Source organism: Microbacterium salsuginis, assembly GCF_012524205.1.
Lineage (GTDB): Bacteria > Actinomycetota > Actinomycetes > Actinomycetales > Microbacteriaceae > Microbacterium > Microbacterium salsuginis.
In genome coordinates this window covers 98842-122398 of record NZ_JABACI010000001.1, presented here as the reverse complement: position 1 = coordinate 122398, position 23557 = coordinate 98842, and the positions used below count along the sequence as shown (strand labels likewise).

Here is a 23557-nt window from a genome sequence, read left to right as displayed (position 1 = left end):
GGATCCCGATGACGCGATGACAGTCGCCGATGCGACGGCGGTCTGGCGGTTCGACGCGATCGGCACGCAGTGGGAGGTCGTGACCGCGCACGAGCTTCCCGGCGCGGTCCGCGACGCGACGATGCTGGTCGTCGAGGGATTCGATTGCGCCTGGTCGCGATTCCGTGAGGACTCCATCGTGAGCGATCTCGCCCGGCGGCCGCGGCAGGTCCCGGCGCCGAGCGATGCCGAGGCCATGCTCGACGCGTTCGCCGCGTTGTCCGAGGCGACGGCCGGCGCCGTGAACCCGCTGATCGGCGACGCGCTCGAGCATCGCGGGTACGACGCGACGTACTCGTTCCGCGACTCCGGCGCGGTGCCGGCGCCGTCGGCGTGGCAAGACCTGCTCACGTGGCGGGACGGGGTCCTCGAGCTGCGGCAGCGGGCGACGATCGATGTCGGCGCGCTCGGCAAGGGCAGGCTCGTCGACCTCGTGCTCGGGGTGGTCGGTGCCGCCGCCGCCGGCGGCGACGTCGTCGTCGACGCGGGCGGCGATCTCGCGGTGCGCGGCGCGCCGCAGCGCATCGGGCTGGAGCATCCGTTCGCCCCCCGTCGCGCCATCGGGGTGTGGGAGGTGACGGATGCCGCTCTCTGTGCCTCCGCGACCAATCGGCGCGCGTGGCCCGGAGCGACCGGTGCGGGGCTGCATCACGTGCTCGATGCGCGCACGGGGGAGCCGGTGCGCACGATCGCCGCCACGTGGGCCGTGGCCACGGACGCGATGACCGCCGACGCGATCGCGACGGCGCTGTTCTTCGAGGGCGGCCCGCGTCTCGCCCATGACTGGGGCGTGGACTGGGTGCGCATGACGACCGACGGCCGCGTCGAGTGGTCTCCCGGTTGCCGTGCCGACCTGTTCGTCCAACGGGATAGCGTTTAAGGGTGACGGACTCCCTCGCTCTCGAGCCGCTGCGGGTGGCCTGACATGCTCGGCACGCTGACGGCCGTCTGGAACCGCGTGTTCGCGGTGCTCGGTCGCGTCTCGATGTATCGCCTGGCCTACGTCGCGCTCGCCGCGCTCGCCGTGATCGCGCTGCTGCTGTCGTTCTTCGGGCTGGTCGGCCCCGGCCCGCTCGAGCTCGTGGTGACCCTGGTCGTACTGGCAGCCGTGTGCGTCGGCGTGGATGCGGCGATGCAGCGTGTGCTCGGCCTGCCGTGGCGCATCGAGTCCTCGCTGATCACCGCCCACATCCTGCTGTTCGTGCTGCGGCCCACGCTCGAGCTCACGGGCGTCGCGGGCATCGCCATCGCCGCCCTCGCGGCGTCGCTGTCGAAATACGTCCTGGCGTGGCGCGGGCGTCACATCTTCAACCCCGCCGCCGTCGGTGCGACCGTCCTCACGCTGCTCAGCGTCGCGTGGCCGGCGCTCGGGTCGTCGTCGTGGTGGGTCGGCACGCCGGCGATGGCCGCGCCCGTGATCGTGCTGGGGATCCTGCTGCTGGTGCGCACCGAGAAGCTGCGCGTGATCACCGGATTCGTCGTGATCGCTGTGGCCGTCGCGGTGGTGCGCACGGCCGCCCAGTACCAGTCCGCCGGGGTCGAGGTCGAGGTGCTCGAGCTGCTGTGGCCGCTTCTGTGGTCTTCGCCGTTCCTCTTCCTCGGCGCGTTCATGCTCTCGGAGCCGCTCACGCTCCCGCCGCGCCGGTGGCAGCAGTTCACCGTCGCCGCGGTGGTCGGCGTCCTGGCCGGCTGGCCGATCCCCGTCGGCGACATCACGCTCGGGCAGGAGCGGGCGCTGCTCATCGGCAACCTCGTCGCCTTCGCCTTCGCGGTGCGCACGGCCGTGCGCCTGACGCTGGTCTCGCGTGCCGCGCCGACCCCGACCGTGCGCGAGCTCACCTTCCGCGTGCACGACCGGCTGTCCTTCGTACCCGGGCAGTACCTCGAGCTCGAGGTCCCGCACCGGCATACCGACGCACGTGGCACGCGGCGCGAGTTCAGCATCGCCTCCGCCCCCGAGGACCTGCCGCAGCTGAAGGTCGCGTTCAAGGACGGCTCCAGCACGAAGCCGCTGAGCTCGTACAAGAAGGCCCTGGCAGTGGTGGGCGAAGGCGACCGGCTCGCGATCACCGGCGTGTGGGGCGACTTCCTGCTGCCCAAGCGCGACGCCGCGCCGATCCTCATGGTCGCGGCCGGGATCGGGGTCACGCCGTTCGTCTCGCAGCTGCGCCACGCGCGGCTGGCGGGCCAAGAGCGCGACATCGTGCTGGTCTATGTGGTGTCGGATGCCGCGGAACTGGCGTACCGCGAAGAGATCGAGGCATCCGGCGTCCACGTGGTGGTGTTCTGTCGCGATCGGCCCGCCGACCTCCCGCCGCACTGGCAATGGGCGCGTGGCGTGCGCCTGGACGCCGACGGCCTGCTGCGGGTCGTGCCCGACATCGCCGCGCGACACGCCTACATCTCGGGACCGGCGGCGCTCATCGCAGATCTCGCGCCTGCACTCGAGCGGGCGCGGTCGATCACGACGGACGCCTTCAGCGGCTACTGATCAGCCCCGGTGCCCAGATCGGGCCGCGCGGGGTCGGTGGGGCGCGCCGGCAGGCGCACCTCGAAGGTCGTGTCGCCGGGCGAGCTCGAGACCGTGAGGGTGCCGCGGTGCGCGTCGACGATCGCACGCGCGATCGACAGGCCCAGGCCGGTGCCACCGGTCTGACGAGCCCGCGAGCGGTCAGCGCGCGAGAACCGCTCGAACAGCTCGTCCGCGATCGCCGGGTCGACACCGGGGCCGTCGTCATGCACGCGCAGCACTGCACTCGCGCCCTCGCGGGCGACGCTCACGGTGACGGTGGTCCCGTCGGGGGTGTGCGTGCGCGCGTTGGCCAGCAGATTGGCCGCGACCTGATGCAGCCGTCCGGCGTCGCCTGCGATCAGCACCGGCTCATCGCCCACGTCCAGCACCCACGTATGGCCGGGTCCGGTCGGCCGCGCATCTCCGACGGCGTCGATCACGAGTCGCGTGAGATCGACCGTGCCGAACACGAGCTCCTGTCCTTCGTCCAGGCGCGCCAGCAGCAGCAGATCCTCGACGAGCGAGGTCATGCGCAGGGACTGCGCCTGGATGCGCTCGAGCGACGTCTCGGTGTTCTCGATCGTGCCGGCGCTGTGGTCGCGGCCGAGCGCACGCAGCGACAGCTCCGAGTAGCCGCGGATGGAGGCCAGCGGCGTGCGCAGCTCGTGGCTCGCATCGGCGACGAAGGCCCGCATCCGCTCCTCGTTGCGCTGGCGGATCGTCAGAGATTCGTCGACGTGATCCAGCAGCGAGTTCAGCGCCTCGCCCACGCGCCCGACCTCGGTGCGTGGATCGGCCTGGGCGTCGGGCACGCGCTCGGCGATGGAGACCTCGCCCTGGTCCAGTCGCTGCGTCGACACCCGCGCCGCGGTGTCGGCCACGGCGCGCAGTGGCGCCAGGCCCGCACGGATCGTCCATGCGGTCGCCGTCGCGAGCAGGATCAGGCCGCCTGCCGTCAGCAGCCCGATCGTTGTGAGCATCTGCCCGATCGTGTGGGCGACCTTGTCGCGGGAGAGGCCGACGACCACGAACGACGACTGGCCGATCCGCTCGCCCTCCACCCGGAACGTGCCCACGTCGTCGACGGTGACGACGAGCGGTCCTTCGCTCGGGACGGTCGCGACGAGCTGCTCGAGCTGCTCGTCGGTGAGTGCGACGATCCCGCCGTCCTCGTCCACGTAGGCGGCGGTCGCGGCGGCGGGCAGCGTCTGCACGACCAGGAGCGTGCCGGCCGGCATGGGCTGTTGAGCGAGGATGTCTGCGGCCGACGTGCCGCCGACCAGGTACGGTCGCGCGAAGCTCGCCGTGCGCTGGGTCTGCTCGCGCAGTTCGCTCGTGAGCCCCTCCTCGACCACTGCGCCCAGGATCGCGCTCGTGGCGACGCCGACCAGGACCAGGATGAACGACGTGATCGACACCACGGTGACGATCAGCTTGCGCTGCAGGGTCCAGGGGGCGTGTCGCGGCGGGCGCTCCTCCTGCGCGGACGAGGCTGCCGCCTCCGCGGGGCGCGGGGCCGGGGCATCCGTCACTGCGGGGCCTTGATCATGTACCCGACGCCGCGCACGGTGTGGATGAGAGGCTCGCGTCCGGCGTCGATCTTCTTCCGCAGGTACGAGATGTACAGCTCGACGACACTGGAGCGTCCGCCGAAGTCGTAGTTCCAGACGCGATCGAGGATCTGCGCCTTCGACACGACGCGGCGCTGATTGCGCATCAGGTAGCGCAGCAGCTCGAACTCGGTCGCGGTGAGCTCGATCTCGTCGCCGGACCGCTCGACCTCGTGGCTGTCCTCGTTGAGCGAGAGGTCGCCGACGCGCAGGATCGGCTCGGCGCCCGCCGTGTGCGCCGTGCCCGCGCGACGCATCAGCCCGCGCAGGCGTGCGACGACCTCCTCGAGGCTGAACGGCTTCGTGACGTAGTCGTCGCCGCCCGCCGTGAGGCCCGCCACGCGGTCGCTCACGGCGTCCTTCGCCGTGAGGAAGAGCACCGGCACGTCATCGCCTGATTGGCGCAGCCGCTGCAGGACGGCCATGCCGTCGAGGTCGGGCATCATGATGTCGAGCACCATGGCGTCGGGTCCGAACTCCCGCGCCGCCTGCAGCGCCTCGAAGCCCGAGGCAGCGGTGCGGACCTCCCAGCCCTCCATGCGCAGCGCCATCGACATCAGGTCGGTGAGCATCTGCTCGTCGTCGACCACGAGCACGCGAAGAGCCGAGCCGTCGGGGCGGAGGAGCGCAGGGGAGGGGGAGGTCATGCGTCCATTGTGGCCGTCAACCTATGCGGTTCCTATGGAGCGCGCTATGCGCGACCTGTGAATGACGGTTCATACCCTCCGCATAGCCCGCGCTGATGCCGCCCTTGAGCGGGTTCCGTAGCTTCCTGGCCGACGGCAGGCAACGCGCCCGCCAGGAGGAGACCCATGTATACGACCTATCTGCGGCGGGAGCTCTCCGGCCGCAAGAAGCAGACGATCATCGTCGCCGCCGGCCTCGCGGTCGCGATCGCCCTCGTGATGATCGTGAACTCCCTCGCGGCCGGGGTGCGCGAGGCGCAGGCACACGCTCTCGAATCGGTGTACGGCGTGGGCACGGACCTGACCGTGACCGGCGCGCAGGCCGACCCCGGCGAGATGCGCGCGCAGACGTTCGAGTTCGGCGCGGACGGTGGCCAGACGGGAGAGGACGGCACGACCGAGCTCAGCCAGTCCCGCCTCATGACCGAGCCCATGCGGTCGACGCTCGACGCGTCGACGCTGGGAGCCGTGACCGGAGTCGACGGCGTGGCCGAGGCATCCGGTGCGCTCAGCCTCACCAACATGACGTTCTCGGGCGAGCTTCCCCAGCCACCCGGCGACGGCACGCAGGGAGCCGCGCCCGAGGGCGAGGCGCAGGGCGGCGAGGTCACGCGATTCGGCGGCGGCGCGTTCGATGTGGACTCGTTCACCGTGCTCGGCATCGACGCGTCAGGCGCGGAAGCCGGGCCGTTGTCGTCCGTCGAGGTGAGCGACGGCCGCGGACTCGCGGTCTCGGACGAGGGCGAGTACGCCGCCGTGCTGGATGCCGCATATGCGGCATCCGCAGAGCTCGCCGTCGGCGACGCTCTCGAGATCGGAGGAGCCGAGTTCCAGATCGTCGGCCTCGTGACCTCCACCACCGACGAGGCCGACACGGCGGCGAACGTCTACATCCCCCTCGACGTCGCGCAGGAGCTCTCGGGGGCCGGGGATGTGATCTCGACGGTGTACGTCCACGCGGAATCGGCCGATGCGATCGCTCAGGTGCAGGCCGCGCTCGAAGAGGAGCTTCCCGATGCAGTCGTCAGCTCGCAGTCGGATCTTGCCGCCTCGGTCTCGGGGTCCCTCTCGAGCGCGTCGGCGCTGATCACGAACCTCGGCACGTGGCTGTCGCTCATCGTGCTGGCGGTGGCGCTCGCGCTCGCGGTGCTGTTCACTCTCTCCGGGGTGTCCCGTCGCACCCGCGAGTTCGGCACGCTCAAGGCGATCGGATGGTCCAACGGCCGTGTCGTGAGCCAGGTGGCGGGGGAGTCCGTCGTGCAGGGGCTGATCGGCGGCGCCGCCGGACTCGCGATCGGATTCGCGGGCATCTGGGCGATCAACCTGATCTCACCCACGGTCTCGACGGCGCCCGCGGCCGACGGACCGACGCGCGCGGGACCGGCCGGCGGCCTGGTCGGCCCCGCCTCCGAGCTCGGAGGGACGGCGCAGGGAGCGGACATCGTGCTGCAGGCGCCGGTCACGGTGTGGGTGGTCGCGGCAGCCGTCGGCATCGCCGTGATCGGGGGCCTGATCGCCGGTGCATTCGGCGGATGGCGGGCAGCGCGGCTCAGTCCGGCCGAAGCCCTGCGCGCGGTCGGGTGAGGGCACGCGATGCCCGAGACCCGAGCCACATCCCGTGAGAAGACCACACCCGACGACAGGAGCAGCGCCATGACCATGATCGACACCCCGTCCCCGGCGACACCGGATGCCGCGCCCCCGGCGCTCTACCGGCTCACCGGCGCGACCCGCACCTACCGGCAGAAGGGGCGCGTCGTGTCGGCGCTCGCCGGCGTCGACCTCGAGATCGCGGCGGGGGACTTCGTCACGATCCAGGGGCCCACGGGCGGCGGCAAGTCCACTCTGCTGCAGCTCCTCGGCGCCTTGGACCGGCCGACGAGCGGATCGGTGACGCTGGGCGACACCGACCTCTCGGCCGCGAGCGGAGGCGAGCTGAGCCGCATCCGCGCGCACGACATCGGCTTCGTGTTCCAGAGCTTCAACCTCATCCCGACGCTGACGGCGGGCGAGAACGTCGACATGGCGCTCGAGCCGCTGCGTCTGACGAAGCGGGAGCGGGCTGACCGGGTCGCCGAGGCGCTCGCCCGTGTGGGGCTGGCTGAGCGCGCCGACCATCGCCCCGGCGAGCTCTCGGGCGGTCAGCAGCAGCGCGTCGCGATCGCACGTGCGATCGTCAAACGCCCGCGCGTGCTGCTGGCAGACGAGCCGACGGGAAACCTCGACGAGAGCATGCGCGACGAGATCCTGACGGTGCTGCAGGCGCTGAACGACGGCGGACCGAACGACACCGGCCTGACCCTCATCGTGGTGACGCACGACTCGGCGGTCGCGCGACGCGCGCGTCGACGGCTGGGGCTGGCGAGCGGTCTGGTGCGCGACATCACGCGCTGAGCGTCAGCCCGCGGTGCGGGCGTGGGCCGCGATGCGATCGAACACCGCGTCGCGGTCCGCGTCCACCCTCTGGTCCTGCGGGTGGGCGTCGTAGTGGGCGAGGATGCGTCGAGCGCCCTCGTCGAAGGTGATCGTGGTGCGGAACTCGGGGGCGAGCGCCGAGATCTTCGAGTTGTCGAACACCATCGAATGGGCCTTGTCGCCGATCAGGGTCGGACCGAGGTCGGGCGCGAACGCGGCGATCGTCTCCGAGGCGACATGCACGAGGTCGGGCTCGGCGACGCCCGCGGCGTCGGCGAGCCAGCCGTAGATCTGGTTCCACGTCGGCGCGTGGGTGCCCGTGATCGTGAACGAGTCGCCGATCGCCGCCGGGTTTCCGAGGAGCGCCGTGAAGGCGACGGCGAAGTCGTCGCTGTGCGTGATCGTCCACTGGGTGGTGCCGTCGCCGTGCACGATCACCGGGCGGCCCGCGCGCATCCGCGCGATGTCGGTCCAGCCGCCGAGCGTCGGCAGCAGCCGCTCGTCGTAGGTGTGCGACGGACGGACGATCGTGACCGGCAGTCCCCGCTCGCGGTGCGCGGCGACCAGGACGTCCTCGCACGCGATCTTGTCGCGCGAATATCCCCAGAACGGGTTGCGCAGCGGCGTCGACTCGGTCACCGGCACGCGACGGGGCGGCTTCTCGTACGCCGATGCCGAGCTGATGAAGACGTACTGGCCGGTGCGGCCCTCGAACAGCTCGAGGTCGGCGGCCACGTGATCCGGGGTGAATGCCAGGAATTCGGCGACGACATCGAACTGCCGGCCCTGGAGCGCACTGCGCACGGCATCGCTGTCGCGCACATCGGCGTGGACGACCTCGACCTCGTCCGGCAACGGGCGTCGAGCGGTCCCGCGATTGAGCACGGTGACCTCGTCGCCTCGTGCCACCGACCGTCGCACGCAAGCCGCGCTGATGGTCCCGGTTCCGCCGATGTACAGGATGCTCGTCACAGCGCCGAGCCTACGCGGCACGGCCGACCTCGTGCACGGCCGGGTGTCGGCGGGAGTCCCGGCGTGTCTCACTCGCTGACGGCGAACAACGGTGCCGGATGTCGGCGGTGCGCTCTATGTTTGCCGTCATGACCATCGACGAGCTCACCACCGCCATCGGCGGTACCGTCATCCGTCCGGGCGACTCCGACTGGGAGTCCGCCCGCCGTTTCCACTCCGGCATCGGAGAACCCGCCCTCATCATCCGCGCCGGCACCGTCGACGACGTGCGCGGCGCCGTCCGATACGCCGCCGCCGAGCGGCTCGACGTCCTGGTCCGCAGTGGCGGGCACAGCGCGTGGGGCACCGTGGCCGGCGGCGTCACGATCGACATCTCCGCCCTCGACGACATCTCGGTCGAGGGCACCCGCGTCCGCGTCGGCGGCGGCGCGCAGTGGGGCGCCGTGGCGCACACGCTCTCCGAGCATGGGCTCGGCATCAGCTCGGGCGACACAGCCTCGGTCGGCGTCGGCGGGCTCACGCTCGGCGGCGGCATCGGCTGGATGGTCCGCGCATGGGGACTTGCCGCCGATCAGCTGGTCGGCGCCCAACTCGTGACAGCCGGAGGGGATGTCGTCGAGGTGACGGATGCCTCGCACCCCGAGCTGATGTGGGCGCTGCGGGGCGGGGGCGGCAACTTCGGCGTCGTCACGCGGTTCGACTTCGAGGCGCACCCGCTCGACCGTGTCGTCGTGGCCGTGCTCGGCGTCGAGGGCGATGCGCGCCCGGTGCTGCGTGCCCTGCGCGACGTCATGACCGACGCGCCCCGCGACCTCACCGTGACGTACATGGATGTTCCGGCGATGGATCCCAGCGCTCCCGCTGGCGCGACCATCACCGCGGTGTGGATCGGCGATGACGAGGACGCGGCACGACGTGCCCTCGCCCCTCTCTCCGAGACGCCCGGCCTGGCCGAACGCGAGTTCGGGGTGCAGTCGTACCCCGACATCCTCCTCGAGACGCCCGAGTTCGATCCCGAGCACCCCATGCCCGGGTTCGTCGGCGGCAATACGCTGCTGCGCGAATTGAGTGACGACGCGATCGAGCGGATCGTCGCCTTCCGCCAGCAGAATCCGGCGTCGGTGGCGTTCCTGCGATCGCTCGGCGGCGCCTACGCCGACGTCCCGCAGGCCGACACGCCCTTCCCCGCGCGAGATGCGACGTGGTTCGCGATGGCGGGGGCGTTCGACGTACCCGGCATGCTCGACGACGCCGGCCGCGCCGGCGCGCTGGCGGCATGGGACGCGATCGAGGCGCTCGGCGCGGGCGTGTACGGCAACTTCACGACATCGACCGACCCTTCGTGGGCCCAGCGGATGTACCCGGCCGACACGATGGCGCGCCTGGCCGCCGTCAAGCGCGAATGGGATCCGCAGAACGTGTTCCGGCGCAACCACAACATCGCGCCGGCCTGAACCCCGCGACGCACGAAGGCCGGGCACCCGCGGGTGCCCGGCCTTCTGCGTGCTACCACGAGGGACGCGCGATGCGCGACTCTCGCGGGTCCATCGCTCAGTGGGTGTCTTCGGCCTCGATCTCGGTGCGGTCGCCGGACCACAGCGTGTGGAAGGTGCCGTCCTTGTCGATGCGCTTGTAGGTGTGGGCGCCGAAGAAGTCGCGCTGGCCCTGGATGAGGGCGGCGGGCAGGCGCTCGGCGCGCAGGCCGTCGTAGTACGCCAGCGACGACGAGAACGCGGGGGCGGGGATGCCGGCGTTCGCCGAGGTCGATACGATGCGGCGCCACGCGCCCTGGGCCCGGCCGAGTGCGTCGACGAAGTACGGCGCGGTCAGCAGCACCGCCAGGTCGGGGGCTTCGGCGTACGCCTCGGTGATGCGGTTGAGGAACTGCGCACGGATGATGCAGCCGCCGCGCCAGATCTTGGCGATGGCGCCGAGATCGATGTTCCAGCCGTACTCGGCGGCGCCGGCGCGGATCTCGTCGAAGCCCTGGCTGTAGGCGACGATCTTGGACGCGTACAGCGCGAGGCGCACGTCCTCGATGAAGGCGTCGACGTCCTCGACCTCGAGGTCCTCCTCCGCGCCCGGCAGCGAGCGCGAGATGGCGCGCTGCTCGGGGTGCGAGGACAGCGAGCGCGCGAACGTGGCTTCGGCGATGCCCGAGACCGGCACCCCCAGCGACAGCGCGGTCTGCACCGTCCACGCGCCGGTGCCCTTCGCGCCGGCCTGGTCGACGATGACGTCCACGAGGGGCTTGCCGGTGGCCGCGTCAACCTGCCGCAGCACTTCGGCGGTGATCTCGATCAGGTACGACTCGAGTTCGCCGCGGTTCCATTCGGCGAACACGTCGGCGATCTCGGCGGGGGACTTGCCGGTGCCTCGGCGGATCAGGTCGTACGCTTCGGCGATCAGCTGCATGTCGGCGTACTCGATGCCGTTGTGCACCATCTTCACGAAGTGCCCGGCGCCGTCGTGGCCGACGTGGGTGACGCAGGGCTCGCCCTCGGCGACGGCGGCGATGGAGCGCAGGATCGGTCCGAGCGTGATCCATGACTCGTCCGAGCCGCCGGGCATGAGCGACGGGCCGAGCAGCGCGCCCTCCTCGCCGCCCGAGACGCCCATGCCGACGAAGTTGATACCGGTCTCGCGCACGGCCTTCTCGCGGCGGATGGTGTCGGTGAAGAGGGCGTTGCCGCCGTCGACGATGATGTCGCCAGGCTCGAAGACGTTCACGAGCGCGTCGATGACCGCATCCGTCGCCTTGCCGGCCTTGACCATGATCACCGCGGTTCGCGGCGTGGTCAGCGACGCGGCGAACTCCTCGTACGAGAACGCCGAGACGAAGTTCGCCTCGGGGTGGGTCGCGAGCAGCTCGTCGGTCTTGGAGCGGCTGCGATTGAACACAGCGACGGTGTTGCCCTCACGACTGGCGAGATTGCGAGCCAGGTTCGAGCCCATCACCGCGAGTCCCACGACGCCGATGTTCGCGGTCGCTGCGGCGACAGCATCCGGACCCTCCGGCTCCGGAGTCGGGCGAGGGACGTCCTCGGCGGCGGGGGCGGCCTCGTGCGCCGTCGTGGCCTGGTCAGGAGCCTGGTCCTGATCGGTCGAGATGCTGGTCTGGGCCTGCTCGCCGGTGCGCGAAGGATCGTTCGAAGACACACATGCTCCTGGGGTCGGGGTCACATCCAGCCTAGAGTCTGGTCCATCCGTGTTACACCGCGTGGCGGGGTGCTCACGCCGCGCGCGGCGGGGATGTGAGCCCGGTCCGCTAACGTGGCCGCGTGGCCCAGGGAGAACAGACGGAGACCGGACGACGGCGCATCGTCGTGATGGGCCCGAGCGGGTCGGGCAAGTCTGTCGTGGGCGCGGTGCTCGCCGAGCGTCTGGGCGTCGCGTTCATCGATGCGGACGACCTGCATCCGGCCGGGAACGTGGCCAAGATGGCGGCCGGCACGCCGTTGGACGACACCGACCGGATGCCATGGCTCGACATCGTGGCGGACGCGCTCGCCTCGGCGACCGAGGGTGCCGTCGTCGCCTGCTCGGCGCTGGCACGCCGCTATCGGGAACGAATCCTCGAGGGGGCGGCCAACGCCGTGTTCGTGGAGCTGCGCGTCTCGCCCGGCGAACTCGAGCGACGCATGAGCACGCGCCAGCACTTCATGCCTCCGGCCCTGCTGGCGTCGCAGCTGCAGGCGCTGGAGAACCTCGACGATGACGAGCCGGGTGTCGTGGTGGACAACGACCGCGCTCCCCACGATGTCGTGACCGAGATCACCCGCGCGCTCGACGCGCGGTGGGGGACGTCGCAGTGACCGTTCAGTCCTTGCGGTAGGCCTGACGCCCGAGACCCCAGAAGGACAGGACGACGCCGAGGCCGCCGATGGCCGCCATCGCGCCGATCAGCCACAGCAGTGCGTGGGACCAGAAGCCGTATTCCATGGGATCCTCCGTCGCCCGCAGGGTCGTGAAGCGGGGGCGTTCCTCATCGTAGCGGGGGCGCTGGTAGACTCGACTCGAACTTCGGCGAGGGATGCCTCGCGCCCGGCGGCAGCGGCGGGTTGCGGCATCCGTGATCGACGCGGTGATGCAGGCCCAACTGGCTTTCCTCACGCGTGTGCGTTCGAGTCGAGAACAGATCCCATAATCCCGGGCCTGCCACCGCGCAGACCGATTCATCCGGCTTCGAGCCGCACAGAAACGGGCCACGCGCCCCCAAGGAGAACCATGTCGACCGAACCCGACACCAAGGTCCACGCCGAGCTCCGCGAGAACTTCGGCAAGGGCTTCGCCCGCCGTCTTCGCGCGGCCGGCAAGATCCCCGCCGTCATCTACGGCCACGGCACCGAGCCCGTGCACGTCGCGCTGCCCGGTCACCAGACCGCGCTGCTCATCCGCCGCGCGAACGCGGTGCTCGAGCTCGACGTGAACGGCACCCACCAGCTGACGCTCGTCAAGGACGTCCAGAAGGACCCGGTGCACCAGGTCATCGAGCACATCGACCTCCTCGTCGTCAAGAAGGGCGAGAAGGTCCAGGTCGAGGTTCCGATCCTCGTCGTGGGCGAGCCGTTCGCCGGCACCATCGCGAACCTCGACGCGCAGACCATCGCGCTCGAGGTCGAGGCGACCCACATCCCGCAGAACATCGAGGTCGACGTCGAGGGCCTCGAGGACGGCACGCACATCACCGCGGCCGACCTGAAGCTGCCCAAGGGTGCGACGCTCGCCGCCGACCCCGAGGTCCTGGTCGTCGCGATCTCGGTTCCGGCCTCCACGCTGGCCGCCGAGGACGAGATCGCCGAGGCCGATGCCGAGGTCGCCGCCGAGCAGTCGGAGCAGGCCGAGCAGGCCGAAGAGGGTGGCGAAGCGGCCGAGTAAACGGCGCAGAGCATGTGACGAGGGGGCGCGGGACACCGCGCCCCCTCGTTCGTCTCGCCGGGGCGGTCGCGATCGCCCCGGTCGGGCAGGATGGAGACATGGCACAGGTCTGGCTGATCGTGGGACTGGGCAATCCCGGCCCCCGCTACGAACTGACTCGCCACAACGTGGGGCAGCTCGTCGTGGACGAACTCGCCGCGCGGCGCGGCGAGACCTTCCGTGCGCACAAGGCGAACGCCCGCGTCGTGGAGACCTGGCTGCGTCCCGGAGGGGCGAAGCTCATCCTCGCCAAGCCCAACACGTTCATGAACGTCTCGGGCGGGCCGGTCGCCGGCCTGGCGAAGTTCTACGGTGTCGAGCCTGCCCACGTGGTGATCGTGCACGACGAGCTCGACATCCCGTTCGACACGATCAAGCTCAAGACCGGCGGTGGGCACGGCGGTCACAACGGCGTGCGCGACGTGGCGAAGGCGCTCGACTCGGGCGAGTTCGCACGCGTACGCGTGGGCATCGGGCGGCCCACCGGCCGGCAGGATCCGGCCGACTGGGTGCTCGACCCGTTCGGTGCGGCCGAGCGCAAGAACCTGCCGATCCTCGTCGGGGACGCCGCCGATGCCGTCGAACAGCTCGTCGACGAAGGGCTGCTGGCCGCGCAGCAGAAGCACCACGCTCCGCGGGTGTGACGAGTCAGCGGGCGGGTTGCTCGCCCGGATCAGCCGCCGATGCCGCTTCCGGCGGCGAAACCGGTGGTGAGGAATCCCTGCACGACGGCGCCGAAGATCACGGGTCCGACAGCTGCGATCACGACGGCCGCGATGCCGGCACCCCGGCCGCGGCGTGTGGCGATGGCGACGATCCCCTGGACGAGGGCCCAGATGCCGATCACCGTGCCGGCCCAGAACGCGATCTCTCCCATGAGGACCCAGTCGCGCACCGGGGTCAGGATCGACCAGTCGAAATCGGTGCCGAGAGCGCCCATCGCGATCTGACGCCCCGTGCCGAGCCCGATATTGAATGAGGCGATTGCCGCGAGCAGGCTCGCCCCGACCGTGGCCAGGAGCGCGAGCACGAGTGCGACGGTGCCGAGCGCGCGGCCGCGGGTGGCCGGTGCGCCCGTGGCGTACTGCGCGCCCGCGCCGGGGTAGCCGGCCGCCGCCGGGTATCCGGCAGGCGCCGCGTAGCCCGCCGGGGGTGCGAATCGGGCCGTGGCGGTGGCGCCGCCGGGCTGGTTCGGTGCCGCCGGCACGCCGAAGGGTGGGGCGGAAGGAGCTGCCCAGCCGCCGTGCGACGCGGAATCAGGCGCCGCGTGCGGGGCGACGTTCCGCTCATCGCCCTGCTCGTGCGTCGCGGAGGCGCCCTCATTCGCAGAGGCGCCCTGATTCGGGGCGGCGGGCGCAGGCTCGGTGGGGTCGCTCACGCGTCTCATCCTAGGAGGCGAGCCCGACGCGACGAGGGGCGGCGGAGCCCGGTGTCGGTGGTGCGACGTAGACTCGTGCGGTGACAGTTCCCGGGATCGTGCGCGCCCTCGAGCAGGCTGAACCATTCCGGGACGCGGTCGCCGCGGCATCGGTCGACGCGGATTTCTCGCTCGTCGAGGGTCTGAGCGCACCGCTGCTCGCCGCACTGGTCGAACGGCGGCGCGCGGCCGGCAAGCCGCCGGTGGTGCTGCTGGTGGCCCCCACGGGGCGCCGTGCCGAATCGCTGGGCCCCGCCCTGGGTGCACTGCTCCCCGGTGCCGAGGTGCTGCACTTTCCGGCGTGGGAGACCCTTCCCCACGAGCGCCTGAGTCCGAGCGCCGAGACCGTCGGCACGCGGCTCGAGGTCCTCACGCGGATCGCGCGATGGGATGCGTCGACTCCTCTCGTGGTCACGGCCTCCGTACGCGGTGCGATCCAGCCGCTTGCCGCGGGGCTGACCGATGTCGCGCCGGTCGAGCTGGTGGCGGGGGGCCGGGGGCACGACCTCGGCGAGGTCGCGGCACGTCTGGTCGAGCTCGCGTATCACCGCGTCGACATGGTCTCGCGACGCGGCGAGTTCGCCCTGCGCGGCGGCATCCTCGACGTCTTCCCCCCGACGGCCGCGCACCCGTACCGCGTCGAGTTCTTCGGCGACGAGGTGGACCAGATCCGCGCGTTCTCGGTCGCCGATCAGCGTTCGCTGCCCGGCGATGTCGCCGAGGTCACCCTGCTCGCCAGTCGTGAGCTGCTGCTGACGGATGCCGTCCGGTCACGCGCTCGCGAGCTCCGGGACGAGTTTCCAGGCCTGGCGGGGATGCTCGAGAAGATGGGCGAGGGCATCCCGGTCGAGGGCATGGAGTCCCTGCTTCCGGCAGTCGTCGACCGGCTCGTGACCCTCGTCGACTATCTGCCCGAGTCGGCTGCGGTCGCTCTGGCTGACCCAGAGCGCGCCGTGACCCGTGCGATCACCCTCGGCGACACGAATCGCGAGTTCCTCGACGCGGCGTGGAGCGCCGCGACGGCCGGCGTGTCGACGCCCGTCGACCTGGGCGCCGGAGACTTCCTCACGCTTCCGCGTCTGCGCGAGGCGACGCGCGATCGTGGCGGAGTCTGGTGGACGCTGAGCGCCTTCGATTCCGGAGAGGCGGATGCCGCGGCCGAGGGCCTGCTGGAGTCCGCGGTCGATGACGACATCGACGTCGCCCTTCAGGCGGCGACGACGATCCGCGTGCCGGGAACCGCCGTGCCGTCGTTCCACGGGAACGTCGAGGGCGCGACGGAGCACGTCGGCGCGCTGCTGGCCGACGGATGGCGCGTCGTGGTCGCGGCATCCGGAACCGGTCTCGTCGAGCGCGCGCGCGACGTCCTCGCCGAGCGGGGGATCGCGGCGCGTCGCGTCGACGACGTGCTCGGAGCGCCCGAGCCGGGTGTCGCCCACCTCGTCGTCTCGGTGCTCGAGCGTGGCTTCGAAGTGCCGGATGCCAAGCTCGCCGTGCTCACCGAGTCGGAGTTCTACGGCCGCACCATCGGCGGCGACCAGCGCGTGGTGAAGAAGCTCGCGTCGCGTCGCAAGGCGGTCGTCGACCCGCTGCAGCTGAAGAACGGCGACTACGTCGTGCACGCGACGCACGGCATCGGCAAGTTCGTCGAGCTGACGCAGCGCGAGGTGTCCAGTGGCGGGCGCAACCCGGTCAAGAGCGTGCGCGAATATCTGGTGCTCGAATACGCGCCGTCCAAGCGCGGCTATCCGGGCGACAAGCTCTTCGTGCCCACCGACCAGCTCGACCTGCTCTCGCGCTACGTCGGCGGCGAGGCGCCCACGCTGTCGAAGATGGGCGGCAGCGACTGGGCGCAGGCCAAGAGCAAGGCGCGCCGCGCGGTGCGCGACATCGCCGTCGAGCTCGTGAAGCTCTATTCCGCCCGCATGGCGGCCAAGGGCTATGCGTTCGGCCCCGATACACCGTGGCAGCGCGAGCTCGAGGAGGCGTTCCCGTTCGCCGAGACGCCCGACCAGCTGCAGACGATCGACGAGATCAAGGCCGACATGGAGAAGCCGATCCCGATGGACCGGCTGCTGTCGGGCGACGTCGGATTCGGCAAGACCGAGGTCGCCGTCCGCGCCGCGTTCAAGGCGATCCAGGACGGCAAGCAGGTCGCCATGCTCGTCCCCACGACGCTGCTCGTCAAGCAGCACCTCGAGACCTTCACCGAGCGCTTCGCCGGCTTCCCGGTCAAGGTGAAGGCGCTCTCGCGGTTCCAGACCGACAAGCAGGCCCGCGAGGTGGTCGCCGGGCTGGCCGACGGGACCATCGACATGGTGATCGGCACGCACCGGATCCTCACCGAGAAGGTGCTCTTCAAGGACCTCGGCCTCATGATCATCGACGAGGAGCAGCGGTTCGGCGTCGAGCACAAGGACCAGCTGAAGAAGCTCAAGACCAACGTCGACATCCTCGCCATGAGCGCGACGCCGATTCCGCGCACGCTCGAGATGGCCGTCACCGGCATCCGCGAGATGTCGACGCTGCAGACGCCACCGGAGGACCGGCATCCGATCCTGTCGTATGTCGGCCCGCGCAACGACAAGCAGATCGCCGCGGCGATCCGCCGCGAGCTGCTGCGCGAGGGCCAGGTGTTCTTCGTTCACAACCGCGTGTCGTCGATCCAGCGGGTCGCGGCGCAGCTGGCGGAGCTGATCCCCGAGGCGCGCATCGCCGTCGCCCACGGGCAGATGGGGGAGCACGCGCTCGAGGAGGTCGTCGATGCGTTCTGGGAGCGTCGCTTCGACGTCCTCGTGTGCACCACGATCGTCGAGACGGGCCTGGACATCTCCAACGCGAACACGATCATCATCGACCGGGCCGACAAGTACGGGCTCTCGCAGCTGCATCAGCTGCGCGGCCGCGTGGGCCGCGCGCGCGAGCGCGCATACGCGTACTTCCTCTACGACGAGCAGAAGCCGCTCAGCGAGACCGCGGCCGATCGACTCGAGACCATCGCTGTGAACAACGATCTCGGCTCCGGCATGCAGGTCGCCCTGAAGGACCTCGAGCTGCGCGGTGCGGGCAATCTGCTGGGCGCCGAGCAGGCCGGGCATATCGCCGGGGTCGGCTTCGACCTCTATCTGCGCATGATCGGCGAGGCGGTCGCGACGTTCCGCGGCGAAGAGGCCGAGGGCCCGACCGAGCTGCGGCTGGAGCTGCCGGTCCAGGCGCGGATCCCCGAGTCGTACATCGACAGCGAGCGGCTCCGCCTCGAGGCGTACCAGAAGCTCTCGGCCGCGGCATCCGCGTCGGCCAAGGACGACGCTCTCGACCTCGTCGTGGACGAGCTCACCGACCGGTACGGCGAGCCTCCGGCCGACGTCGAGGGGCTGCTCGCGGTCGCCCGCCTGCGTCGTCGCGCCGGGCAGGCCGGGCTCGCCGATGTCGTGGCGATGGGCCCGAACCTGCGCATCGCGCCCGCGAATCTGCCCGACTCGATGCGGGTGCGACTGCAGCGCCTCTACCCCAAGGCCAAGCTGCTGTCGGGGGGCGAAGCCGTCGTGGTGCCGCTGCCGACGGCCGCGGGCGAGCGCGTGTCGGATGCCGACCTCATCGCGTGGGTCGGGCAGCTGCTCGACCAGCTGTGGCCCGTCACGACCGACGTGGCGGTGTCGGACCCGGCCTGACGGCGCACCCGCACCACTGTCGCGGAGGGTCGGTCAGATGACGCCCTGCGCGAGCATCGCGTGCGCCACCCGCTCGAACCCGGCCGAGTTCGCCCCCACGACGTAGTCTCCGGGGCGCCCGTAGCGCGCGGCGGCGTCGAACGCCGCGTCGTGGACGTCCTTCATGATCGACCGCAGTTTGGCCTCGCTGTCGTCGAAGCTCCAGCGCTGGCGCGCGGCGTTCTGGCTCATCTCGAGCGCCGACGTCGCGACGCCGCCCGCGTTGGCCGCCTTGCCCGGCCCGAACAGCACGTCCGCTTCCTGGAACGCGGCCACCGCGCCGGGGGTCGACGGCATGTTCGCGCCCTCGGCGACGGCACGCACGCCGTTGCCGATGAGAGTGCGGGCGTCGTCCTCGTCGAGTTCGTTCTGCGTGGCCGATGGGATCGCGATGTCGACCGGGACCTCCCACGGGCGCCCGCCCTCGACGAAGCGCGCACCCGGGCGGCGCGCCGCGTACTCCGCGATGCGGGCGCGCTCGACCTCTTTGATCTCGCGCAGCAGGTCGACATCGATGCCCGCGTCGTCCACGACGTATCCGGACGAGTCGGACGCCGTCACCGGCGTGCCGCCCAGTTGCCACGCCTTCTTGATCGCGTAGATGGCGACATTGCCCGAGCCGGAGACACCGACCCGCGTGCCCTCGAGCGAGGAGCCGCGCATCGCGAGCATCTCCTGGACGAAGAACACCGCGCCGTAGCCGGTGGCCTCGGTGCGGACTTCGGCGCCGCCCCACTGCACGCCCTTGCCGGTGAACATGCCCGACTCATGGCGGTTGGTGATCTTGCGGTACTGCCCGAAGAGGTATCCGATCTCGCGTGCGCCTACGCCGATGTCGCCGGCGGGCACGTCGGTGTGCTCGCCGAGGTGGCGGTAGAGCTCGTTCATGAACGACTGGCAGAAGCGCATGACCTCGGCATCGGACTTGCCGTGCGGATCGAAGTCGCTACCGCCCTTGGCGCCGCCGATTCCCTGACCGGTCAGGGCGTTCTTGAAGATCTGCTCGAAGCCGAGGAACTTGACGATCGACAGGTTGACGCTCGGGTGGAAACGCAGCCCGCCCTTGTACGGGCCGAGCACCGACGAGAACTGCACGCGGAAGCCGCGGTTGACCTGCAGCCGGCCGCGGTCGTCGACCCACGGCACCCGGAAGAGGATCTGCCGCTCGGGCTCGACGAGTCGCTCCACGATGCCCCCGTCGACGAACTGCGGGTGCGCGTCCAGCACGGGGGCGATCGATTCGAGCACTTCGTGCACGGCCTGCTGGAACTCGGGCTCGTGAGGGTTGCGGGCCAGGACGGTGGCGTAGACGTCGCGGACGACGGGGGGCAGAGCGACGAGTGTTTCGGTCACGGGTGGAGCTTTCTTGCCGGAGCCAGGGGATTCCCCGGCCGGCGGCCCGCACCCGCGGGTTCGCGGGGCATCCGGCCGGACGCGGATCTGCGTGGGGGCCGGTGGCATGCGCAGAACGCGCAGCAGCTCGGAGGGGAGACTCCAGCCTAACCCGCCCGCTCGGGTGTGTGACGCGAGGGCGCCGGGCCGCGCTACGCTGGCGCCGATCAGGAGGACCGATGCGATTCGAGCACCTCGGGGCCCAGCCCCGCATCCATCCCGATGCCGTCGTCGCGGCGACGGCGGTCATCAGCGGCGACGTCGAGATCGGCGCCGACTGCCAGATCCTGCACGGCGCCGTGATCACCGCGGAGGGTGGCCCGATCACTCTGGGCGCGAACGTGATCGTGATGGAGAACGCGCTCGTCCGTGCGACGGCGACCAACCCCGTGCATGTCGGCGACCACGTGCTGATCGGCCCGATGGCGAGCGTTTCGGGCGCCGTCATCGAGGACGAGGTGTTCCTCGCGACCGGCACGCGCGTCTTCAACGGCGCCAGGATCGGCAGACGCAGCGAAGTGCGCATCAATGGCGTCGTCCACCTGCGCACGACGCTCGCCCCAGAGACGACGGTGCCGATCGGCTGGGTCGCGGTGGGGGATCCGGTGCAGATCCTGCCTCCTGAGCGCCACGACGAGATCTGGGCGGCGCAGCGCGAGCTCGACTTTCCGGGTTACGTCTTCGGCCTCGATCGCGAGACGCCCGATCTCATGGTGCAGCTCACCGAGCGATACGGCCGGAGTCTCGCGCGGCACGCGGACGATCGCCGCGTGGACTGACGCGATCGACCCTCAGCTCCAGTCCGCGCCGCAGTCGCGGCAGCCGAACTGCGGGGCGGCGTCCGTCTCCCGGTGGCGCAGCTCGTCGCCGCGGTCGAACTCCAGCACGAACCACTCTTCGGCGATGCGGACTTCCGACGACGCGCACACCGGGCACACGTCGATCGCGAGCGTCAGCGTCGCGTCATCTCCTGCTCTGCCCATGCGCCGACGGTAACCCCGGCCGCCGACAGACGCGGCAGCGACGCGCGTGTCGGCGCGGACGCTCAGCGGGCTCGGATCAGCCGGTGTTCTGATCAGCGGTGTTCTGATCAGCCGGTGTTCTGCAGGCCGGCGGCGACCCCCGAGACCGACAGCAGCAGCAGCCGCTGCTGCTCGGGGTCGACCGGGGCGTCCTGGGGCGTGTCGCGCAGCGCGCGCAGGGCCCGCAGCTGCAGCAGCGACAGCGCGTCGACGTACGGACTGCGCATCTTGACCGCGCGCTGCAGCACGGGCTTGTTGCCGAGCAGCTCCGTGCCGCCGGTGACGCGGATGACCCACGACCGGGTGAGCGCCATCTCGTCGCGCACGAGCGCCGCGAGATCCTCGCGGTCGCCGAGCTCGAGGTAGTGCCGCGCGATCCGGTCGTCGGCCTTCGCGAGGCTCATCGCGACGTTGTCGACCAGGGTGCGGAAGAGAGGCCATTCCTCGTACGCACGCTGCAGCAGCGGCTCGTCGCCGACGGCTTCGAGTGCGGTGCCCAGGCCGAACCAGCCGGCGAGATTGATGCGTGCCTGCGTCCACGCGAAAACCCACGGGATCGCGCGCAGGTCCTCGAGCGACTCGACCGAGAGCCCGCGCCGCGCGGGGCGCGAGCCGAGCGCGAGCAGCCCGATCTCCTCCATGGGCGTGACGCGTGCGAACCACGAAGCGAAGCCGGGCGCCTTCACGAGGGCGAAGAAGCGCTCGCGGGATGCCGCATCCATCGTCGCCGCCACGTCCGCGTAGCGCTCGGCAGCGGCGCGGTTGCGCTCTTCGTTCGAGGGCGCCGAGGCGAGCAGGATCGCCGCGGCGACCTGGTCGATGTGGCGCATGGCGATCGCGGGGTCGCCGTAGCGGGCGAAGATGACCTCGCCTTGCTCGGTGAGCTTGAACCGCCCGTCCACCGAATGCGGCGGCTGTGCGAGGATCGCCGAGTTCGCAGGTCCGCCGCCACGCCCCAGGGCGCCGCCGCGGCCGTGGAAGAGCGTCAGCTCGATCCCGTTCTCTCGCGCCCACGCCGAGATGGCCGCCTGCGCCTGGTAGAGCGCGAGATTCGCTGCGACCGGGCCGACGTCCTTCGACGAGTCGGAGTAGCCGAGCATGACCTCGAGGCGACGGCCGGTCGCATCCAGACGGGCCGCGAACTCGGGATGCTCGACGATCTCGGCGAGGATGCCGGGCGCGGCCTGAAGGTCGGCGAACGTCTCGAACAGCGGCACGACGTCGAGGACGGGGGGCGTGCCGTCCGGCCCGACCGCGTGGCGTGCCAGGCGGTGCACGGCGGCGAGGTCGTCGGCCGACTGCGTGAAGGAGACGATGTACCGCCCGGCCGCGCGCGGACCGTAGCGCTCCTGCAGGAACGCGATCGTGCGGATGACGTCGAGCACCTCTTCTGCGAGCTCGCTGAGCGGTGCGCCGCTGGAGGCCGCGGCATCCAGTTCCGCGAGCACCTTCGCGTGGACCGCGGAGTGCTGGCGCACCTCGAGCTCGGTGAGGTGGAAGCCGTAGGTCTCGACCTGCCACAGCAGCTGCTGCAGGTGCCCGTAGGCTTGGCGCGGGGCGCCGGCCTGGACGAGCGAGTCCTGGACGACCCGCAGGTCGGCGAGCAGCTGCTCGGGATCCCGGTACGCCAGGTCGGCGTTGCGCTCGCGCGTCGCCTCGATCCGGCGCGCGATGAGCAGCAGGATGCGCCGGTGCGGTTCGTCGGGCGAGCGCTTGGCGATCTCTTTCGCGGCTTCCTCGTCGGCGGCTTTCAGTCGCTGCCACAGCGCGAGCAGCGCCGGGCTCGGGGGCGTGGTCGTGGCGTCGAGCGTCAGCGTGCGTCCGATGCGGCTGGTGGTGCGCTCGAGCCCGAGCAGCACGTGCTCGCTGGCGATCTTCGCCGCCTTGCGGGTGACGGATGCCGTCACGAAGGGGTTGCCGTCCCGGTCGCCGCCGACCCACGAGCCGACGCGCACGAACGGCCGCACCACGGGGGCGCGCCCTCCGGCGGCCGGGCCCTGCAGCGCGTCGTCGACGCGACGGTAGACGTGCGGGACCGCCGTGTACAGCGTCTCGTCGAAGACCGCCATCACGGCGCGAACCTCGTCCACGGGCGAGGGCTTCTCGGGGCGCAGCGGCGCGGTGCGCCACAGCGTGTCGACCTCTTCGATCATGCGCCGCTCGGCGCGCCGCTCATCCGCACCGTTGCGAAGCGACGAGTCGTGCTCTTCGAGCAGTGCGGCCAGCCGACGGATGCTGGACGAGACGGCGCGGCGGCGGGCCTCGGTGGGGTGCGCGGTGAAGACCGGGTGGAAGCGCATGCTCTGAAGGTGCGCGAGCGCGGTGTCGTCGCCGACCTCGCCGGCCAGGCGCATGAACGCCGCCGCGACGGAGTCGGTGGCGCGCTCGCGGTCGGGGCGGCCGTCCCGCTCGCGCAGGATGCGCACGCGCTGGTGCTCCTCGGCGAGGTTGACCAGGTGGAAGTACGCGGTGAACGCGCGGGCGACCTCGTCGGCCCGCTCGATCGTGAACGAGTCGGCGATCGCGGCCGCGCGCGCGAACGCCTCAGGCGTCTCGTCGGTGTAGGCCTGGATCGTCGCGATGCGCAGCCGTTCGACGTCCTCGTACAGGCCGGGCGATCCGCTCTCGCGCAGAACGCGCCCGAGCAGGGTGCCGAGCATGCGCACGTCGGCCCGCATTCGCTCCGGAATCTCCTGCTCCGCCTCGAATCGTCCGACGACGTCGATCGCTTCGGTGTGGGTGAGTTCGCGCATCCGTCCAGGCTAACGGCGCGACCATCCGCCGTTGACACGGCGGTCGCTGTGTGACGGCCGGGCACGTGCGGGCAGGATCGGAGCGGATCTCGGTAGACTCTCGGGACTGGTG

19 protein-coding genes are annotated in these 23557 nt (G+C 71.1%); 10 read left to right on the top strand and 9 right to left on the bottom strand.

Annotated elements, in window-relative coordinates:
• Window positions 1-16 precede the first annotated feature (16 nt).
• Complete coding sequence (locus HF576_RS00595; RefSeq protein WP_168910857.1) at window positions 17-919, top strand: FAD:protein FMN transferase; 903 nt, start codon at window positions 17-19, stop codon at window positions 917-919.
• Window positions 920-964: 45 nt separating this feature from the next.
• Window positions 965-2530, top strand: a complete 1566-nt coding sequence (locus HF576_RS00590) for an FAD-dependent oxidoreductase (protein WP_168910856.1) — start codon at window positions 965-967, stop codon at window positions 2528-2530.
• Here HF576_RS00590 and HF576_RS00585 read toward each other — a convergent pair.
• Window positions 2524-4083: a sensor histidine kinase gene (locus HF576_RS00585; protein ID WP_343234132.1), complete on the bottom strand. Its 1560-nt coding sequence runs from the start codon at window positions 4081-4083 to the stop codon at window positions 2524-2526. The genes HF576_RS00590 and HF576_RS00585 overlap by 7 nt on opposite strands.
• Window positions 4080-4808, bottom strand: a complete 729-nt coding sequence (locus HF576_RS00580; protein WP_168910855.1) for a response regulator transcription factor — start codon at window positions 4806-4808, stop codon at window positions 4080-4082. The genes HF576_RS00585 and HF576_RS00580 overlap by 4 nt, the downstream gene beginning before the upstream one ends.
• 165 nt (window positions 4809-4973) lie before the next feature.
• On the opposite strand from HF576_RS00580, the gene HF576_RS00575 reads away from it, so the two are divergent.
• Window positions 4974-6431 carry an ABC transporter permease gene (locus HF576_RS00575; RefSeq protein ID WP_168910854.1) on the top strand — a complete coding sequence of 486 codons (1458 nt, stop codon included), beginning with the start codon at window positions 4974-4976 and terminating at the stop codon, window positions 6429-6431.
• Window positions 6432-6500: 69 nt separating this feature from the next.
• A complete protein-coding gene (locus tag HF576_RS00570) occupies window positions 6501-7241 on the top strand; it encodes an ABC transporter ATP-binding protein (RefSeq protein ID WP_168910853.1) in 741 nt (246 codons plus the stop codon).
• Window positions 7242-7244: 3 nt separating this feature from the next.
• Here the strand turns inward: HF576_RS00570 and HF576_RS00565 are convergent, their stop codons facing one another.
• Window positions 7245-8234: an NAD-dependent epimerase/dehydratase family protein gene (locus tag HF576_RS00565; protein ID WP_168910852.1), complete on the bottom strand. Its 990-nt coding sequence runs from the start codon at window positions 8232-8234 to the stop codon at window positions 7245-7247.
• Between the two features lie 128 nt (window positions 8235-8362).
• On the opposite strand from HF576_RS00565, the gene HF576_RS00560 reads away from it, so the two are divergent.
• Window positions 8363-9688: an FAD-binding oxidoreductase gene (locus tag HF576_RS00560; protein WP_168910851.1), complete on the top strand. Its 1326-nt coding sequence runs from the start codon at window positions 8363-8365 to the stop codon at window positions 9686-9688.
• Between the two features lie 97 nt (window positions 9689-9785).
• Here HF576_RS00560 and gndA read toward each other — a convergent pair whose 3' ends face one another.
• Window positions 9786-11213 (bottom strand): NADP-dependent phosphogluconate dehydrogenase, encoded by a 1428-nt coding sequence (gene gndA / locus HF576_RS00555; protein WP_343234188.1) that lies wholly within the window; start codon window positions 11211-11213, stop codon window positions 9786-9788.
• A 350-nt stretch (window positions 11214-11563) separates the two neighbouring features.
• Here gndA and HF576_RS00550 point away from each other — a divergent pair, with 350 nt between their 5' ends.
• On the top strand, window positions 11564-12049 hold the full coding sequence (locus HF576_RS00550; RefSeq protein ID WP_168912003.1) for a gluconokinase: 486 nt from the start codon (window positions 11564-11566) through the stop codon (window positions 12047-12049).
• A gap of 4 nt (window positions 12050-12053) precedes the next feature.
• Here HF576_RS00550 and HF576_RS20515 read toward each other — a convergent pair whose 3' ends face one another.
• Complete coding sequence (locus tag HF576_RS20515; protein ID WP_277348799.1) at window positions 12054-12176, bottom strand: hypothetical protein; 123 nt, start codon at window positions 12174-12176, stop codon at window positions 12054-12056.
• A gap of 285 nt (window positions 12177-12461) precedes the next feature.
• Between HF576_RS20515 and HF576_RS00545 the strand changes: the two genes are divergently transcribed.
• Window positions 12462-13112 carry a 50S ribosomal protein L25/general stress protein Ctc gene (locus HF576_RS00545; protein ID WP_168910850.1) on the top strand — a complete coding sequence of 217 codons (651 nt, stop codon included), beginning with the start codon at window positions 12462-12464 and terminating at the stop codon, window positions 13110-13112.
• A gap of 98 nt (window positions 13113-13210) precedes the next feature.
• Window positions 13211-13795, top strand: a complete 585-nt coding sequence (gene pth, locus HF576_RS00540; protein WP_168910849.1) for an aminoacyl-tRNA hydrolase — start codon at window positions 13211-13213, stop codon at window positions 13793-13795.
• A gap of 29 nt (window positions 13796-13824) precedes the next feature.
• Here pth and HF576_RS00535 read toward each other — a convergent pair whose 3' ends face one another.
• Window positions 13825-14529: a hypothetical protein gene (locus HF576_RS00535; RefSeq protein ID WP_205834607.1), complete on the bottom strand. Its 705-nt coding sequence runs from the start codon at window positions 14527-14529 to the stop codon at window positions 13825-13827.
• Between the two features lie 80 nt (window positions 14530-14609).
• On the opposite strand from HF576_RS00535, the gene mfd reads away from it, so the two are divergent.
• Complete coding sequence (gene mfd / locus HF576_RS00530; RefSeq protein ID WP_168910848.1) at window positions 14610-18239, top strand: transcription-repair coupling factor; 3630 nt, start codon at window positions 14610-14612, stop codon at window positions 18237-18239.
• Window positions 18240-18272: 33 nt separating this feature from the next.
• Here the strand turns inward: mfd and gdhA are convergent, their stop codons facing one another.
• Window positions 18273-19631: an NADP-specific glutamate dehydrogenase gene (gene gdhA, locus HF576_RS00525; RefSeq protein WP_343234131.1), complete on the bottom strand. Its 1359-nt coding sequence runs from the start codon at window positions 19629-19631 to the stop codon at window positions 18273-18275.
• Window positions 19632-19849: 218 nt separating this feature from the next.
• Here gdhA and HF576_RS00520 point away from each other — a divergent pair, with 218 nt between their 5' ends.
• On the top strand, window positions 19850-20449 hold the full coding sequence (locus HF576_RS00520) for a gamma carbonic anhydrase family protein (protein ID WP_168910846.1): 600 nt from the start codon (window positions 19850-19852) through the stop codon (window positions 20447-20449).
• A 12-nt stretch (window positions 20450-20461) separates the two neighbouring features.
• Here the strand turns inward: HF576_RS00520 and HF576_RS00515 are convergent, their stop codons facing one another.
• Together HF576_RS00515 and HF576_RS00510 are read right to left on the bottom strand one after the other, a co-directional pair.
• Window positions 20462-20653 (bottom strand): hypothetical protein, encoded by a 192-nt coding sequence (locus HF576_RS00515; protein ID WP_168910845.1) that lies wholly within the window; start codon window positions 20651-20653, stop codon window positions 20462-20464.
• 107 nt (window positions 20654-20760) lie between these two features.
• Complete coding sequence (locus HF576_RS00510; protein WP_168910844.1) at window positions 20761-23445, bottom strand: phosphoenolpyruvate carboxylase; 2685 nt, start codon at window positions 23443-23445, stop codon at window positions 20761-20763.
• Window positions 23446-23557 lie beyond the last annotated feature (112 nt).

What these genes read in the sequence shown, in the direction of transcription:
- HF576_RS00575 (WP_168910854.1), top strand. Translation starts at nt 4,974, where the DNA reads ATGTATACGACCTATCTGCGGCGGGAGCTCTCCGGCCGCAAGAAGCAG.
- HF576_RS20515 (WP_277348799.1), bottom strand. Translation starts at nt 12,176, where the DNA reads ATGGAATACGGCTTCTGGTCCCACGCACTGCTGTGGCTGATCGGCGCG.
- HF576_RS00595 (WP_168910857.1), top strand. Translation starts at nt 17, where the DNA reads ATGACAGTCGCCGATGCGACGGCGGTCTGGCGGTTCGACGCGATCGGC.
- HF576_RS00570 (WP_168910853.1), top strand. Translation starts at nt 6,501, where the DNA reads ATGACCATGATCGACACCCCGTCCCCGGCGACACCGGATGCCGCGCCC.
- HF576_RS00510 (WP_168910844.1), bottom strand. Translation starts at nt 23,445, where the DNA reads ATGCGCGAACTCACCCACACCGAAGCGATCGACGTCGTCGGACGATTC.
- pth (WP_168910849.1), top strand. Translation starts at nt 13,211, where the DNA reads ATGGCACAGGTCTGGCTGATCGTGGGACTGGGCAATCCCGGCCCCCGC.
- HF576_RS00520 (WP_168910846.1), top strand. Translation starts at nt 19,850, where the DNA reads ATGCGATTCGAGCACCTCGGGGCCCAGCCCCGCATCCATCCCGATGCC.
- HF576_RS00560 (WP_168910851.1), top strand. Translation starts at nt 8,363, where the DNA reads ATGACCATCGACGAGCTCACCACCGCCATCGGCGGTACCGTCATCCGT.
- HF576_RS00590 (WP_168910856.1), top strand. Translation starts at nt 965, where the DNA reads ATGCTCGGCACGCTGACGGCCGTCTGGAACCGCGTGTTCGCGGTGCTC.
- HF576_RS00580 (WP_168910855.1), bottom strand. Translation starts at nt 4,808, where the DNA reads ATGACCTCCCCCTCCCCTGCGCTCCTCCGCCCCGACGGCTCGGCTCTT.
- HF576_RS00545 (WP_168910850.1), top strand. Translation starts at nt 12,462, where the DNA reads ATGTCGACCGAACCCGACACCAAGGTCCACGCCGAGCTCCGCGAGAAC.
- HF576_RS00515 (WP_168910845.1), bottom strand. Translation starts at nt 20,653, where the DNA reads ATGGGCAGAGCAGGAGATGACGCGACGCTGACGCTCGCGATCGACGTG.
- HF576_RS00550 (WP_168912003.1), top strand. Translation starts at nt 11,564, where the DNA reads ATGGGCCCGAGCGGGTCGGGCAAGTCTGTCGTGGGCGCGGTGCTCGCC.